Origin of the sequence: Nostoc sp. CENA543 (assembly GCF_002896875.1) — a bacterium.
Classification (GTDB): Bacteria; Cyanobacteriota; Cyanobacteriia; order Cyanobacteriales; family Nostocaceae; genus Trichormus.
This window is the reverse complement of record NZ_CP023278.1, coordinates 4,816,225-4,832,168: the sequence shown is the minus strand read 5'-3', so window position 1 is coordinate 4,832,168 and position 15,944 is coordinate 4,816,225. Positions and strand designations below refer to the sequence as shown.

Annotated in this window: 16 protein-coding genes; 5 read left to right on the top strand and 11 right to left on the bottom strand. The window is 40.2% G+C overall.

Annotation, left to right across the window (positions count from 1 at the left end; genetic code table 11):
* Positions 1–8 precede the first annotated feature (8 nt).
* From panD to CLI64_RS20100, 5 genes are all read right to left on the bottom strand, one after another.
* On the bottom strand, positions 9–392 hold the full coding sequence (gene panD / locus CLI64_RS20120; RefSeq protein WP_103138868.1) for an aspartate 1-decarboxylase: 384 nt from the start codon (positions 390–392) through the stop codon (positions 9–11).
* Between the two features lie 167 nt (positions 393–559).
* On the bottom strand, positions 560–1,072 hold the full coding sequence (locus CLI64_RS20115; protein WP_103138867.1) for an inorganic diphosphatase: 513 nt from the start codon (positions 1,070–1,072) through the stop codon (positions 560–562).
* Positions 1,073–1,407: 335 nt separating this feature from the next.
* The gene (locus CLI64_RS20110) at positions 1,408–1,593 is read right to left on the bottom strand and encodes a hypothetical protein (protein WP_103138866.1); all 186 of its coding nucleotides are present in this window, start codon (positions 1,591–1,593) and stop codon (positions 1,408–1,410) included.
* A gap of 814 nt (positions 1,594–2,407) precedes the next feature.
* Positions 2,408–3,379 carry a DUF362 domain-containing protein gene (locus CLI64_RS20105; RefSeq protein WP_103138865.1) on the bottom strand — a complete coding sequence of 324 codons (972 nt, stop codon included), beginning with the start codon at positions 3,377–3,379 and terminating at the stop codon, positions 2,408–2,410.
* Between the two features lie 152 nt (positions 3,380–3,531).
* A complete protein-coding gene (locus CLI64_RS20100) occupies positions 3,532–4,944 on the bottom strand; it encodes an aspartate ammonia-lyase (protein ID WP_103138864.1) in 1,413 nt (470 codons plus the stop codon).
* 166 nt (positions 4,945–5,110) lie between these two features.
* Here CLI64_RS20100 and CLI64_RS20095 point away from each other — a divergent pair, with 166 nt between their 5' ends.
* Positions 5,111–5,674 (top strand): Uma2 family endonuclease, encoded by a 564-nt coding sequence (locus tag CLI64_RS20095; protein ID WP_103138863.1) that lies wholly within the window; start codon positions 5,111–5,113, stop codon positions 5,672–5,674.
* Positions 5,675–5,785: 111 nt separating this feature from the next.
* Positions 5,786–6,319, top strand: a complete 534-nt coding sequence (gene pgsA / locus CLI64_RS20090; protein ID WP_103138862.1) for a CDP-diacylglycerol--glycerol-3-phosphate 3-phosphatidyltransferase — start codon at positions 5,786–5,788, stop codon at positions 6,317–6,319.
* Positions 6,320–6,512: 193 nt separating this feature from the next.
* Here the strand turns inward: pgsA and rfbA are convergent, their stop codons facing one another.
* A complete protein-coding gene (rfbA, locus tag CLI64_RS20085) occupies positions 6,513–7,415 on the bottom strand; it encodes a glucose-1-phosphate thymidylyltransferase RfbA (RefSeq protein WP_103138861.1) in 903 nt (300 codons plus the stop codon).
* Between the two features lie 42 nt (positions 7,416–7,457).
* A complete protein-coding gene (gene rfbB, locus CLI64_RS20080; protein ID WP_103138860.1) occupies positions 7,458–8,522 on the bottom strand; it encodes a dTDP-glucose 4,6-dehydratase in 1,065 nt (354 codons plus the stop codon).
* Positions 8,523–8,615: 93 nt separating this feature from the next.
* Between rfbB and CLI64_RS20075 the strand changes: the two genes are divergently transcribed.
* Positions 8,616–9,371, top strand: a complete 756-nt coding sequence (locus tag CLI64_RS20075) for a Uma2 family endonuclease (RefSeq protein WP_192881567.1) — start codon at positions 8,616–8,618, stop codon at positions 9,369–9,371.
* A gap of 180 nt (positions 9,372–9,551) precedes the next feature.
* On the opposite strand, the gene CLI64_RS20070 is transcribed toward CLI64_RS20075, so the two are convergent.
* Positions 9,552–10,487, bottom strand: a complete 936-nt coding sequence (locus CLI64_RS20070) for an NAD-dependent epimerase/dehydratase family protein (RefSeq protein ID WP_103138859.1) — start codon at positions 10,485–10,487, stop codon at positions 9,552–9,554.
* 257 nt (positions 10,488–10,744) lie between these two features.
* On the opposite strand from CLI64_RS20070, the gene CLI64_RS20065 reads away from it, so the two are divergent.
* Together CLI64_RS20065 and CLI64_RS20060 are read left to right on the top strand one after the other, a co-directional pair.
* Entirely contained in the window at positions 10,745–11,905 is a 1,161-nt protein-coding gene (locus CLI64_RS20065; protein WP_103138858.1) for a glycosyltransferase, read from the top strand.
* 94 nt (positions 11,906–11,999) lie between these two features.
* Positions 12,000–12,758, top strand: coding sequence for a sugar transferase (locus CLI64_RS20060; protein ID WP_103138857.1), 759 nt, complete (start codon positions 12,000–12,002; stop codon positions 12,756–12,758).
* A gap of 78 nt (positions 12,759–12,836) precedes the next feature.
* Here the strand turns inward: CLI64_RS20060 and CLI64_RS20055 are convergent, their stop codons facing one another.
* From CLI64_RS20055 to CLI64_RS20045, 3 genes are all read right to left on the bottom strand, one after another.
* The gene (locus CLI64_RS20055) at positions 12,837–13,436 is read right to left on the bottom strand and encodes a nucleoside triphosphate pyrophosphatase (RefSeq protein WP_103140806.1); all 600 of its coding nucleotides are present in this window, start codon (positions 13,434–13,436) and stop codon (positions 12,837–12,839) included.
* 136 nt (positions 13,437–13,572) lie between these two features.
* A complete protein-coding gene (gene psbP, locus CLI64_RS20050; RefSeq protein ID WP_103138856.1) occupies positions 13,573–14,118 on the bottom strand; it encodes a photosystem II reaction center PsbP in 546 nt (181 codons plus the stop codon).
* A 293-nt stretch (positions 14,119–14,411) separates the two neighbouring features.
* Positions 14,412–15,803: a PP2C family protein-serine/threonine phosphatase gene (locus tag CLI64_RS20045; RefSeq protein ID WP_192881566.1), complete on the bottom strand. Its 1,392-nt coding sequence runs from the start codon at positions 15,801–15,803 to the stop codon at positions 14,412–14,414.
* Between the last annotated feature and the right edge of the window lie 141 nt (positions 15,804–15,944).

The window sequence follows — 15,944 nt, the reverse complement described above, 5'->3', positions numbered from 1 at the left end:
TTTTGTTTTTAGACCTTATTGAGCAGGTCGTCGTAGTGGCGTACTTCCAAAATTTGGTTGTGTTCATCCACAAGGACTACAGTAGGAGTGTAACTTTTGATCTCCTCTGGCGTAAACTGCCCGTATGTCATTATAATCACGCGATCGCCGATCATGCCTAGACGGGCGGCAGCCCCATTTAGTTCAATAATTCCTGAATAGGCTGGAGCTGGTATAGCATAAGTAATGAAACGCTCGCCATTAGCACTATTCACTACTTGCACTTGCTCGTAGGGTAAAATCCCCGCCTTTTCTAATAAAATTTTATCGACGCTGATACTACCCACATAATTAATGTTCGCGCCTGTGAGGGTGCAATTGTGAATTTTTGCTAAGAGAAAGTTACGCAGCATTTCTTTTCCAGTTATGTGGCAATTGGTATACTTGGCAACAAACACAAATTCATTAGTGCTGTTAGCATCACGGGGCGTAAACCTGTGATGCTAAAAGCACTCATCAAGCAATCAGTTCTGGAGACTCTCTACTTTTTACTTTAGTCTGACCCAATAACGATTGCCCACTATCCCCTATAAGCTCTGATAGATTTGTCTACTAGAGCTGCAACCTTGTCCACATCTTGCCAACCGAGAATTTCAGTGACTTTCTTTTCTAAATTTTTGTAACTGCGGAAGAATTCAGCAATTTCATCCAAGCGGTGTGGTGCTACATCTCTTAAGGATTTGACGTGGCTGTAACGTGGATCTTTGTCTGGTACACACAAAATTTTCTCATCGCGATCGCCACCATCCACCATTTCTAAAAAACCAATTGGTCTAGCAGGAATGATACAACCAGGAAAGGTGGGTTCATCCATAATCACCATACCATCTAGAGGATCGCCATCTTCCGCTAGTGTGTTAGGGATAAAGCCATAGTCATAAGGATACTTGACTGAAGAATATAGTACCCGGTCTAGAGCAAAGGCTTGCAGGTCTTTGTCAAACTCGTATTTGTTTTTACTACCGCCAGCAATCTCAATTAAAACATTGATGACACCGGGTTTTGGCTGGGCTGGAATACGGGATAAGTCCACAAGAAATTCCTCTTTTGTATTTCACTCAAAATTTATTGGGGACATACTCCCCGTGTAAAATTTTATGGCCAAGATGGACATTCTTCCCAAGTATTATTTTGAACCACATTAGTTTTTGTTAGTAAAAAGCGTCGCCATCAAGATATGGCGACGCTTTTTACTAACTTTTTCCCCTAATCAGGGATTTCCCCATTCGTAATGTCAAATTCTAAAGATTGGAGCTAATAACGCAGATTTAGCTCAAAGTCATATATTTAGGAGTGCTGCTAAATCAAAATTCTTCTCCATATGCTTGGAACTGCTGGCTGGTGAAATTTCATAATTGCTGATTTTGCTTATTGTTCACCTGCTGGTAGTTCATAAGTTATGGGTTGTTGACTTGCTGGAACATTGGTGGAATAGTAGGCAATGACAAACACAGGTAGTGTTAGGGTGACTACAGCTATTAATGTTCCCACGAAATCTGCCAAGCGATGGGAATACGTGTCGGGAGGTTTGGCAGACTGACTATCTGAATTCATACAGAATTGGAGTTACTCGCAATTAATGATGGTTTTGCTCTCTAGTCGAGAGTCTCGATCCTATTTTAGCTACTTTCTATTGTCAAATGTGTAGCCGTGAAAAACGTCAACCAGTTAGGCAAGTGTCATAATTGAGTATTTCATCATGGGTGCGCTTTATACATGATGGCAAACCAATGTTTTCCACTTGATTGAGTACATGATATGTCATATTAGGTTAAATTTAGGTTAACAAAATCATTCAATGGGCGGAGATATGACTCTTGCAACCAATGAATTTTTTACCTGAATTTTGTTTATTAAAAATTATTTTATCATTTCCAAAAGCTTTGTCTAAGCTATTTTTATCGATTTCGTTGGTTATTTACACTGGGGTATTAACCGAAATTATGCTGAAATTAATATCGTTTTTGATTCATCAGAACATATAAAGACGCAGTTTCTCATACTAGTATAAGAAACAGGTTAGCAGATTTCTATTCCTGAAAAATCCTACCGCAGAAATACATATAAATTACTGATTTTTGCCATTGTTCATTCAGTAATCACACGAAAAATGATATCTATCTTCTCAATTAATAAATTTCAGTAATCTTACTTTAAATTTAGTCAACTGATATATAAGTATGTAAATCTTGACTAATGACTATTGACTAATGACTATTGACCAATTGACTAATGACTAATTGGAAAAAACCGCCACTAAAGGGCGGTCTAGTTAAGCAATCGGAGGGTAATCTATAGACTAACCTCCTGATTGCGAGATTGTTGTAGCAGGTTTTGCACTCGCTTTTGCAGAAATGCTCACGATAAACTACTGTCTACCGTAGGCACTCATTGGTTCTTTGATAAACCGAATATATAAATGTTTAAAAGTAGACTTAATTACTCTCGGCATGGCAAAATCAATGGGCATTAACTCATCTGGCAATCGCCAATCTTTGATTTGGAGTAAATCAGGATGCAAATTGGGAAAATCAATCTCCGCCAGTTCTGGACAAACTCCTAAGCGTTGAGAAGCAGCAACCGTAGGGACTTGATGGGGTGGAACATTGAGAATTTCCACCATCGCCCTATCTAGGGCAAAAACATTGGTAGCTGCGGCTAATATACCTAAGTTCCGAGGTTCGCCACCACTAGGGCCATTACCTTCATGACCAATGATCCCATCTAAGATGGTTAAATCGGGATTAATGGCTTTGGCGGTTTCCACTAACATTTCCCCAAAGCGGTTAGCATCTTTACCCGCTTCCATGTGCCACCAAGCTTTCATTTTGCCTGGAACGCAACCAAAGAGGTTTTTAACGCCTAAAGTTAAGGTTAATTGACTATGGGATTTAACTTTGGGTAAGTTAATCACAACATCTGCTTCTATGGCTTCCTTGCTGAGTAGGAGATGATTAAAGTTTTCACTCACGGTTTGATAACGCTGTCCGTGAAACTCTACGATAGGCAGATTTAATTCTTGAATGATGGGCTGATAACCATTGGCTATGGCTACACCTTTAGCACTACCAAAAGCAGGACTATCGCCTAAAAATGGTTTTCCACCTGCGGCGATGACCATTTGGGCAACCGCATAAACCAATTCAGCGCGAGTGGTACACTCTTTTTGAGGACGTGAGCCGGTGAGTAAATTAGGTTTGAGTAAAACGCGTTGTCCTGGTTTGACAAAAGCCGCCATTCCGCCTAAAGGTTCTAATAAGGTGGTTAAATATTCTTTTAAAGAATCCTTGGCGTAGGAATTAGCCCGGATAAGGCTGACAGATGGTTTTAAATGTTGCATGGTAAATAAGTGCGAATAAGTAATGAGTGATGAGTGCTGTTAGCGGAAGCGGGGCGTTTAGCCCGTGGTGAGTAATGAGTAATAAGTAATAAGTAATGAGTAATGAGTGAAGTTTTTCTTCCCCTGTTTTCCCAGTCCCCAGTCCCCATTCCCTATTCCCCATTCCCTACAATCATGCTCATCTGTTCTAGATTTAACACAGTAGCTAAGTCTGCTTCACTCATCAGCCCTTTTTCTAAGACTATCTGTCTTAAAGATTTACCTGTTTCTAGGGATTCTTTGGCGACGGCGGCGGCGTTTAAGTAACCGATATGGGTGTTGAGGGCGGTAACTAAGGCTAAACTGCCTTCGGCGTAGGCTAAACAACGTTCTTTGTTAGCGGTAATTCCCTGGATGCAGCGTTCTGTGAGGGCGGCGATAGTATTACCGAGAATTTCTGTACTGTGAATCAGGTTATAGGCAATTAACGGCATCATCACGTTTAATTCTAATTGTCCGGCTTGGGCTGCAAGAGCGATCGCATTGTCGTAACCCATGACTTGAAAACATACCATTGATGTCATCTCTGCCATGACGGGGTTATATTTCCCTGGCATAATCGATGAACCTGGTTGTACTGGGGGTAGTTGAATTTCTTTAAAACCGGTTTTTGGCCCTGAATCCATCAGGCGCAAATCATGGGATATTTTAGCTAAATCTTGGGCTAAATTTCTTAATGCGCCGGAAACATTCACAAACGCGCCCATACTCTGCATAGCAGCCATGAGATGGGGTGCAGGTTGCAAAGGAAGATTGAGTAATTCTGAGAGGACTTCTACGACGCGGAAACGATATTGGGGGTGGGTATTTAGTCCCGTTCCTGCTGCACTTCCGCCTAAACCTAGCACCATTAAGTCCCCAGAGGCGGCGTAGAGGCGGTTTTGATGTTCGGAAAGGATTTGCGCCCAAGCCCGGAAGTTTTCGCCTAAACGGACAGGTACAGCATCTTGGAGGTGGGTTCTGCCGGATTTAACGATATCTTGAAATTCTACAGCTTTGGTTTCTAAGGTAGCGATCGCTGTTTCTAAAGCTGGGTGCAATGTCCTTTGCAGTGCTAACAAGCCGCCAATGCGAATCGCTGTCGGAATCACATCGTTGGTAGACTGTCCATAGTTGACATGATCGTTCGGACTCACCCGTTTGTAATTTCCCTTTTCATCACCGAGAATTTCTAAAGCCCGGTTAGATAAGACTTCATTAACATTCATGTGGTGAGAAGTTCCAGCACCGGCTTGATAAACATCTACCACAAATTGATCACGAAATTTACCCGCTAGAATTTCATCGGTGGCTTGTACAATTGCTTGACTAATATCTTGGGGAATACAACCAAGTTCACCGTTGACAATTGCTGTAGCTTTTTTAATTAATAGACAAGCATCTACGTAAGTAGGTAATGGTTTAAGTCCGCTAATCGGGAAGTTTTCGATAGCTCGTAGAGTTTGAATACCGTAATAAACATTACTCTGGATTTGGCGATCGCCCATTGAATCGCGCTCGATGCGAAAATCTGTATTGTCGCTCATATTATTGTTTAGATGATCTCAAAATACAGATCATGCCATGCAAATACACAAAAAACTTGATTATTCTCAAGATATTATGTTTCTTGAAGAGAATAACTCAGACAACATGGCACACTAAAATAAGAATGATGACTACTAGTAATTAATAACTGAACCAGAAAATATTATGATTAAAACACCAACGCGCAAGATATCTTTAGAAGAATTCTTGCAACTACCAGAAACTGAACCAGCCAGCGAATATATCGATGGTGAAATCATTCAAAAACCTATGCCTCAAGGTAAACACAGTAGACTTCAAGGCGAATTAGTCACTACCATTAATGGTGTAGTCAAAGCAAATAAAACTGCTCTGGCTTTCCCAGAATTACGTTGTACATTTGGCGGACGTTCCACTGTTCCTGATGTTGCAGTATTTGCTTGGGAGAGAATTCCTGTTGATGAAAAAGGCAATGTTGCTAATGTGTTTAACACATATCCAGATTGGACAATTGAAATCCTCTCTCCCGAACAAAATGGGGTAAAAGTTATTAGAAATATTCTACACTGCTTAAATTATGGTACTAAATTAGGTTGGTTAATCGACCCAGAAGAACCTAGTGTTATAGTGTATCCACCACAGCAACAACCAATATTTTTAGAAAACGAAGAAGATGTTTTACCAGTTCCCAATTTAGTTAGTGATTTGCATTTGACTTTAGGAGAATTATTTGGCTGGTTGAAACTATAAAAAATTTTAATAATGATATAAACTTTGCAATTGCTACACTCCAAAAAGTGGCATTAGGAGATTTATTGATAGGTTTATTAATTTTAAATTTTGCATTCGGATTGAAGCAGCGTGACTTTACCCAATTGGATTACTTTTTCTCGGCTACTGGGTGTACCATTTCTACTTTATGGACTGTACAACCCTACAGAACAATCTAGATGGATATGTTTAGCAATTTTTTTAGTAGCAGCGTTGACAGATTGGTTAGATGGTTATTTAGCTAGAAAACTGAATCAAATTAGTGATTTAGGTAAGTTTCTTGATCCTTTAGTAGACAAGTTTTTGGTATTAGCACCATTACTAGTGTTAGTGGAGTTGGGAAAAATCCCAGCTTGGGGAGTGTTTTTGATTTTAGCGCGAGAATTAGCGATCGCGGGGTGGCGAGTTAACCAAACGACGATTAGCGGGGCGAATATCTGGGGTAAACTCAAAACGGTGAGTCAGATTATTGCGATCGCTTTGCTCATCGCACCCTTACCATCAAACTGGGAAACTCCTTCTCTCATCGCCTTTTGGATTTCTGTAATTTTGACTTTAGTGTCTGGGGTAATTTATCTATGGCCTCAAAATTCTCCCAGCAAGCAATCTCCAGAAACTAACTAACACTATCTAACGGAATTATTTATAAGACTGATATAGCAGTTCTAAATCATTCATGAGACACAAGATCCCCGACTTCTTAAAGAAGTCGGGGATCTTGACACCGCGAGTTCTCACAAATCAGATAGAACTGCTATATTATTGTTTGCAAACGTGATAAATATCATCTCTATTTGAGATTCTGGACTAACGAGAATTATCTATTGACAACTTTATTGAAAACATATTTTTTCTCATGTTCAAAAATTCTCATCAGATACTCACCGTAACTACTTTTCGCCATTGACTCAGCCAATTTACGCGCCTGAGATAAATCAATGTATCCTTTCAAATAAGCGATTTCTTCGATACAAGCAATTTTTAAACCCTGTCTTTCCTCAAGAGTTTGAATAAAATTAGTGGCTTGATGTAAAGATTCGTGAGTACCTGTATCTAACCAAGCATACCCCCTACCAAGTAACTCGACTTGTAGCTGATTGCGTTTTAGGTAAATCAAATTGACATCAGTAATTTCTAACTCATTGCGAATAGAAGGTTTTAAATTAGTAGCAATTTCTACTACTTGTGAATCATAAAAATATATTCCAGGGACAGCATAATTTGATTGGGGAAATAATGGTTTTTCCTCAATATTTATCGCTTTACCATCAGCATCAAATTCAATGACTCCATAGATTTGGGGATTTTTTACTTGATAGCCAAAAATCAATCCACCTGTTTTCAGAGTTGCTGACTTAACTAAAACTTCTGTCAAACCGTGTCCGTAAAAAATATTGTCACCTAAAATTAGGCAGACTGAATCATCACCTATGAAATTTTCTCCTAAAATAAAAGCTTGTGCAGGCCCTTCCGGTTCTGGTTGAGCAATATAACTAAACTTTAAACCCCACTGAGAACCATCTTGTAATAGTCTTTGAAATAAAGGTAAATCAGTCGGAGTAGAAATAATTAAAATATCCCGAATACCTGCAAGCATTAACACAGATAACGGATAGTAAATCATCGGTTTGTCGTAAACAGGTAAAAGCTGCTTACTGATAACTTGAGTTATAGGATAAAGACGTGTCGCTGAACCTCCAGCGAGGATAATACCTTTCATATTTAATTTATTATTAGCATCAAATATTATTCACTCAATTCATTATCTATTTTCGTAGTTTTGCTGTAACCATGCTTGATAATTTCTAGAACGAACTTGCTCTAACCAAGATGGATTATTTAAATACCACTGCACAGTTTTTAGCAGTCCGCTATCAAAGTCTTCTTGAGGATACCAGCCTAATTCATGACTAATTTTTTGACAATCTATTGCATATCGTCGGTCATGTCCGGGACGGTCTTTGACAAAATTAATTAACGATGAATAAGAAAAATTAGCTATAGGAATTAGTTCATCAAGAATAGCACAAATTTTTTCAACTACAGTCAGATTAGTTTGTTCATTTAACCCACCAATATTATAAGTATCGCCAATTTTTCCCTGTTTTAACACTAGATATATAGCTTGGCAATGATCAATTACATAAAGCCAATCACGGATATTTTGCCCGTCTCCGTAAATGGGTAATGTTTTTCTAGCAATAGCATTGAGAATTATTAAAGGTATCAGCTTTTCTGGAAATTGCATTGGCCCGTAATTATTCGAGCAATTAATGGTTAAAGTCGGCAACCCATAGGTATGATAATAAGCGCGTACAAAGTGATCAGATGATGCTTTCGATGCAGCATAAGGACTATTAGGCGAATAAGGTGTATCCTCTTTAAATGCTGGTGCTGTGGGAGTGAGTGAGCCGTACACCTCATCTGTAGATATATGCAAAAATCGGAATTCTTTTTGTTGTTGTTTTGATAATTTTTGCCAATAAAATTTACTTGCTTCTAATAGCTGAAAAGTTCCGATTACGTTAGTATCAATAAAATCCTGGGGGCTAAAAATTGAGCGATCAACATGACTTTCTGCCGCAAAATTAATGACAGCATCAGGTTGATATTGCTCTAGAATATAACTAACCAACTCAAAATTATTAATATTTCCTTGAATAAAATGATAGTTATTGTCTGTTTGTAATGCTGCTAAATTATCTAAATTACTAGCATAAGTTAGCTTATCCAAATTAATGACATTTGCCCAATTTAGTTTTCTCGCTAAAAGAATAAAATTAGCACCAATAAATCCTGCTCCTCCTGTAACTAATATTGTTGACATATGGTTTAAAAAAGTTGGTTGAATATATTTTTGTTTATACCAAAGTTATGCCTTTCTTTGCTAACTTAAAATTAGTCGGTTAGGACTTGACTTATGTATCAAACAGACCCTCCCCAGCCTGCCAAAGTAGCCCTACCTACTATGTATGATCTTCCTAGCGAATACCTGGAGGATTCTGGCTTGCCTGATGAATTTCACATTTTGCAATCACAGCTTTTAAGAGAAACTTTCTCTACTCCTAATTACCCAGCAGATCAAGTATTAGTTGCTACTGATTTAAACTTGTATTACGACACTCACAATCCCCTATGGTACAAACGTCCTGACTGGTTTGCAGTAGTTGGGGTTTCTCGTTTATATGAACAAAGAGATTTACGTTTAAGTTATGTCATCTGGCAAGAAAGTGTCGCTCCTTTTGTGGTGGTAGAATTATTATCTCCTGGGACGGAGAAGGAAGATTTAGGTCAAACTTTACGAGAAGTTAGTCAACCTCCGACTAAATGGGAGGTATATGAACGAATTTTGCGAATTCCTTACTACATCGTATTTGACCGCTACACAGATAAACTCCAAGCCTTCCAACTAGTCGCAGACAGTTATCACCCCATTGACTTAAGTACACCACAAATTTGGATGCCGAGTCTGCAAGTAGGGTTAGGACTCTGGCAAGGTACTTATACCAATTCACAATTCGCAAGTCGCAATTCGCAATTAAAAAACTTAGATGCAGCAAAGCTTTCATGGTTTCCGTCTGTATCAATATTTTCGCGAATTGGTATTACCAAGGAATTGAACGCCTGTGGTTACGCTGGTACGATACAGCAGGGAATTGGATTCCCACAGCAGTAGAACTACTAGCACAAGAAAATCAACGCGCAGAAAAATTAGCTGCTAAGTTAAAAGAATTAGGCATTGACCCGAATCAGTTATAGGGACTGGGGAATGGGGACTGGGGACTGGGAAAGTGAGGGGTAAAAAGAGAAAAATTCTATGCCCCATGCCCTATGCCCTATGCCCCATAGCTAATGACTAAGCTTGTAAAATTTCTTCATCAACAGAGAAGTCGATTTCTGCTTGATCTCTTCTGGTGGCTAAATAATCATTTTCAAAAGAGTCAGTTAGCCCGGAGATTAAATCGTATTGGGGCTGCCAATTTAATTCTGTTTGCGCTTTGTGTACAGAAGCAAAGAAATGCTGTACGCGCATCGGAAAAGCTTTGCGTTTACCGAAATCAAATTTTTTCGGGTCGTAATGCACAATTTTGATGTCATCTGGTGATTTACCGGCAGCTTGGGCGCAAGCACGGGCTAAACCATCAAAGGTAACAAAGCGATCGCCTGAAATGTTATACACTTGTCCAATCGCCTGCTGATTGCCAATCACCTGGGACATGGCCACAGCCAAATCTTTGACATGGCCTAGCTGAGTAATATGTAAGCCGTTACCAGGAATAGGAATTGGGCGATCGCGTACAATCCGATCAAAGAACCAACTTTCTAAATCGTTATAATTTAACGGCCCGTAAATATAGGTAGGGCGAATGGAAGTAAAAGGTAATCCCTGCTGCTGTAAATACGCTTCAGTTTCGTGTTTCCCCCGATGGCGGCTTTTTGGGTCTACCTTGTCACCCTCAACGTGGGGTAATTGGTCAGATTTAAGATATACCCCCGCAGAACTCATATAGACAAAATGTTGCACCCGTCCGGCAAAAATTTCCGCTAGTGGTTGAGTATCAGTCAATTCCCGACCATTATTGTCAAAAATGACATCAAAATTTTCTGGTGATAATTTTTCCTTGAGCTGTGTAGGATCAGTGCGATCGCCTATAATTTGTCCTACTCCCTGTAAACTTGGCAGGGGACGATTACCACGATTAAACAGCACTACCTCATGTCCTTGTTCCACAAGTATCTGAGTTAGATAAACACCGATAAACCTGGTACCACCCATGATCAAAATTCGCATAAATCACCGACTCCTACGTATTTTTTAGGAACTAGAGGGGAGTAAAAAGTACAAAGATTTATTTTCTTTTGACTTTTGCCTTTCTCTTACCCAATCTTCTTGAGGTTATCAGGTTGCCTATCCCTCTGGAACATCCACTAGAAGAAATACGTCTGGATTTTTAATCTGGGGCGCTTCCTATTCCTCAATCGCAAAGGGAAACCTTGCAGTTAACCTCACACTCTGCTTGATATATTTTTTACATTTTAAAGTTAGCTGTGCCCTTGAAATATGCTCTTGTTCATGAGTGGCTCACACCAAAAGCCACCGGTGGTTCAGAATTAGTCGTAAGAGAAATTTTGAACCACGTTGAGGCAGATTTGTATGCCCTCATTGACTTTGAATCCACCAATCCTGACAGTTATCTATATCAACGTCAGATTGGTAGTACATTTCTCCAGCATTTTCCCTTTGCCAAAAATGGGATTCAAAAATACCTGCCCTTTTTACCATTGGCAATTGAACAACTGGATTTACGCCAGTATGATGTTATTTTGTCTTCATCTCACGCTGTAGCCAAAGGCGTGATCACCACTGGCGACCAGGTGCATATTTGCTATTGCCACAGCCCTATGCGCTATGCTTGGGACTTAACTTTTGATTATCTACACCACAGTAAGTTGGGGCGTGGTGTAGCTGGGTGGGTGACTCGCTACTTGCTTCATCAACTACGTCAATGGGATGTCCTAAGTGCAAACCGAGTTGACTATTTTATTGCTAACTCTCACCATACAGCTCGGAGGATTTGGCGTTGCTATCGACGAGAAGCTACAGTCATCTATCCCCCAGTCAATGTAGATCAATTTCCTTTTTTACCTCAAAAAGAGGATTTTTATCTCACTGTTTCCCGGTTAGTGAGCTATAAGCAAGTATCTCTAATTGTTCAAGCGTTCAATCAATTGCAGCGTCCATTGGTAATCATTGGTACAGGTTCAGAAATGAAACAAATTCACAAGCTAGCAAACTCTAATATCAAAATCCTGGGGTGGCAACCTGATGAAGTGGTAAAAAAATATATGGCTAGGGCTAAGGCATTTGTGTATGCTGCTTGTGAAGATTTTGGTATTGCTTTAGTAGAGGCGCAGGCTTGTGGTACTCCCGTGATTGCCTATGGTGCAGGAGGTGCTTTAGAAACAGTTAAAGATGTGCGATCCTTTAAAGATAATGGTACGGGGATATTATTTCCGCGCCAAACAGTAGAGGCATTAGTGGAGACAGTAGAGAAATTTGAAATTTATCAAGATGCTCTTAGTCCTGAGTATATGCGATCGCACGCTGCTCAGTTTTCACCCCAAGTTTTTACTCAACGTTACCTAGATTTTTTAAATCAGCATCATAAAAAAGGCATTCTGGAACGTGACAGCCAGAATTTTTTGTAATTGTTTTTTGTGCTTTTGGCGATTTTACCCCAGAAGCACCTCCTTTTAGCTTTAAGATTGGGACTATGTGTGGTGTGGATTATTAAGGAGTATGATGACTGCCCAGAGCTCACTCCTCTCCGGTAAGCGACGCTTAAAGACAGATGCTAGCTCGTCTACGCGTTCTGTAATCAAGCGAGGTCAAAAAACAAAGACACCTAGACGAAAACCTCAAGGTTTGTCTTTTCTCAGTTTAAACGGAGAGTTTTTCAAAAGACTGTTCGACATTGTGTTTTCTTTGTTGGTTTTGATTCTGTTTTCTCCTGTCTACTTAATTTTGGCCTTGCTGATTGCTTTGAGTTCGGAAGGCCCGATTTTTTATGTCCAGGAAAGAATCGGAAAAAATTACCAGCCATTCAATTGTATTAAGTTCCGTACAATGGTTCGGAATGCAGACGAAGTTCTCGTCCAAATGATGGAAACATCACCCCAGTTGCGGCAAGAATTTGAAAGCAGTTTTAAGCTGAAAAAAGACCCTAGAATTACTAGAATAGGTCGTTTTTTACGAATTACTAGCCTGGATGAATTTCCTCAGTTCTGGAACGTTTTAAAAGGGGATATGAGTGTCGTCGGCCCGCGTCCTCTAGTTGCAGAAGAACTGCCGAAATACGGAATTCACATTGATCAGGTTTTAACTATCAGACCAGGAATTACCGGATTATGGCAAGTTTCTGGGCGCAATGACATTCCCTACCCCCGCAGAGTACAAATAGACCTGCATTATGTCAAAGCTAGAACCTTGTGGCTGGATTTATGGATTATCCTCAAAACCATTGATGTAGTCATTATGCCCAAAAATAACGGAGCATACTGAGATTAGGGCATAGGGAATGGGGAATAGGGTAATTTTTTAATACTTCTGCCCCAATCCCCAGCACCTAATCCCCAATCCCTATTTCTCTGACCAATAATCAGTGACTTCATAGCCAAGTTCCTCTAACATTTGTCGCAATAGAGGTAAACTCAGTCCTATAACATTGCTGTGACAACCCGTAATTTTTTCTACGAATAGACTACCAAAACCTTCTAAGGCGAATGCACCAGCACATTTGAGTGGTTCACCTGTAGCGACATAAGCTTGAATAGCGCGATCGCTAATTTGGGCAAAATAAACCCTTGTGACTTGACATTTTACTACAGTACGCTGCTGCTGCTGGTCAATTAGAACGTGACCTGTGTACAAATCACCAAAGCTACCCCGCATTAATTGCCAGCGTGCGATCGCTTCCTCTGCATTTTCTGGCTTACCGTGAATCTTACCATCTATCGCTAAGACGGAATCACAACCCATAATTAAAGCTGATGTAAACTGTGGTGCTACAGTTTCCGCCTTGCTTTGAGCCAAAATCTGTACTAATTGAGCAGGCTCACTCAGTTGAACTTGTGACTCATCAAAATCACTAGGACTAACTATAGGTTCAATACCAACACTCTGTAGCAAACGCCGTCTCGCCGGAGAAGCCGAAGCTAGCACAAATTGGGGAAGTGTAATCATAGTCATTAGTCAATAGTCAATAGTCAATAGTCATTAGGGAACAGGGAACAGGGAATGGGGAATTGGGAATAGGGACATAGATGAATGTTGATACTCAATGCCCCATGCCCCATGCCCCATATCCAATCCCTATCTAGTACACTGAAAAAGAATTTACAACCTCTTCCATAGACTGTTTAACTTTTTGCCACCGCTTTTCAGGAATAGAAGCATTAAAGGTAAAAAGTTTACCTCGGCTCACTGCTACACTGGCGATATTATGACGTTTTTGTTTACTGGGCAGCGTTACTAAATACTCCAGGATGTAGTATTCTTTACCATCACTTTCTTTTTCTAAAGCATTGACTAACTCTGCTGTTCTACCAGAATCAGCAGGAGCTAAAGCGGCTTTACCTAGCTTATAACCTACTTCTGTAGGTGTTCCTAATTGTTGTAAAGTTTTGTTCTCTGGGACAGGACTAATCACCACAGAGACATTTTCTGATACCTCAATTAAATCGTGAAATACAACATCAGGGCCATTCGCAACTTTTACCTGCAACCAGCCATTGGGGTATGAAAACTCATAGCCATCGGTTGTATCGACAAAGCTTTTGAATCCCGCAGCAGAGGCTACATCAGGATTACTTAGACTGAAACTTAACACCAATAGCAAAATAAATACAAGTCTTTTCCACATTTTTACAGTTTCCTTTCGGCTGGAAGCAACATAAACAGGCATAATTTCTCATTATTATTGTCCCATCAAGTGTGTCGATATGGGCATTGGCAATAGGGCATTGGCAATAGGATATGGGGCATTGGGCATTGGGAATGGGGCATTGGGCATCAACATTCATCTATTCCCTATTCCCTATTCCCTATTCCCTATTCCCTATTCCCTATTCCCTATTCCCTATTCCCTATTCCTTATTCACTCTTGACTAATGACTAATGACTAATGACTAATGACTAATGACTAATAACTATTGACTACTGAATCTGCAAAACAACTAGCGTCATATCATCATTGTTTTGTCGATCAGGGCCGATAAATTGCTGTACCTGATCGAATAAGTAATCAACAATTTCCTGGGGACTGTTACAGTATCGACAAGCTACTTGAAAGGCAGTTACAAAATTTTCTTCATCGAAGCGATCGCCACTCGCCGCCGCCGCATCGGTTAAACCATCTGTATAATAAACAACTGTATCCCCTGGTTCTAATTGTGCATGGGCATCTTCATACTGACTATGGGCATCCAAGCCAATTAACATTCCCAAGGTATCTAGCCTTGTAATAGTTTTCGTAGCTGCATGCCACCACAAAGGCGGATTATGTGCAGCATTACTGTAAGATAAAACCCGATTTTGGGGATTATATTCTGAGTAAAACAGCGTCACAAAACGGTGAGAATTTTCCAAATCCGCATACATGACACGGTTTAAATTTTGCAGAATGCTCCCAGGGGAATTACCATGCAAAACTTCTCCCCGTAACATTCCCCGCATCATCGTCATAATTAAACCCGCAGGGACACCCTTACCCATAACATCCCCAATCACTAAACCCCAACGACCATTATTTTGACTACCGTTAGTGATATGGGGATAAATCTGACTCTGACTGGTAGGAATAAAATCGTAATAATCTCCACCGACACGATTAGCCGGTCTACAGCGTGCGGCTAAAATTGCACCAGGAATAGCAGGACATTGACGCGGTAACAGTCGCCTTTGAATCTCCGCACCAATTTCTAATTCTTGGTCTAAACGTTCTTTCTTTCTCAGCTCTACTGCTAATTCGTCGTTTTCAATGGCTACGGCTGTTTGATCTGCCACTAGACGCACTAGTTTTTGTCTAGTTTCTGTCCAGCTATACTCAGGATCACGACTGAGTACATATAGCCATCCCCTTTCTGTGTGCTTGACTAAAATCGCTGTACCAAAAATTTGTACACCTGGCCCCAAGTGATGGTGCATTTGCGCGTCTAATATACCTGTAGCAGTAGCTAAAGGTGCGCTATTGGCTGCAAGTGTAACTTGACTACTAGCTGTTTCTAAAGCCTTGCGAATATTCTTACGCTGGCGACTATCTTGCCAATGCAGCTGCTCTAGCCTAATTTGCCCATTGGGTTTGTAAAGAAATAATGCACTTCCATCAGCATCTGTGACTCGTGTTGCCATTAATGGAATCAGCTCTAAAAACTGATTCAAGTTATTGAAACTTCTCAGGGCAAAACCCAAGGAACTCAGCAAATCTTGAATTTTATTTTGTTCCCGGTGCAACCTGGCCACGAGTTCTTTGAGTGCTACTACTGGCGTGACCTCACTTGTTGTAGCACTATTATTACTTTCAGTAGGTTGAGACGGCAGTTGAGACACAGTTACAGTTAATATTGCACTGGAAAAACAGACTGGAGTTGACTTTTAAAATTTGGCGTTGACATTGCTAAACCATATTGGGTCAAGATTTGTCCTTTAGCAAGAGTAGAAAGACGTAAGACATAACTCCATACAAGTATT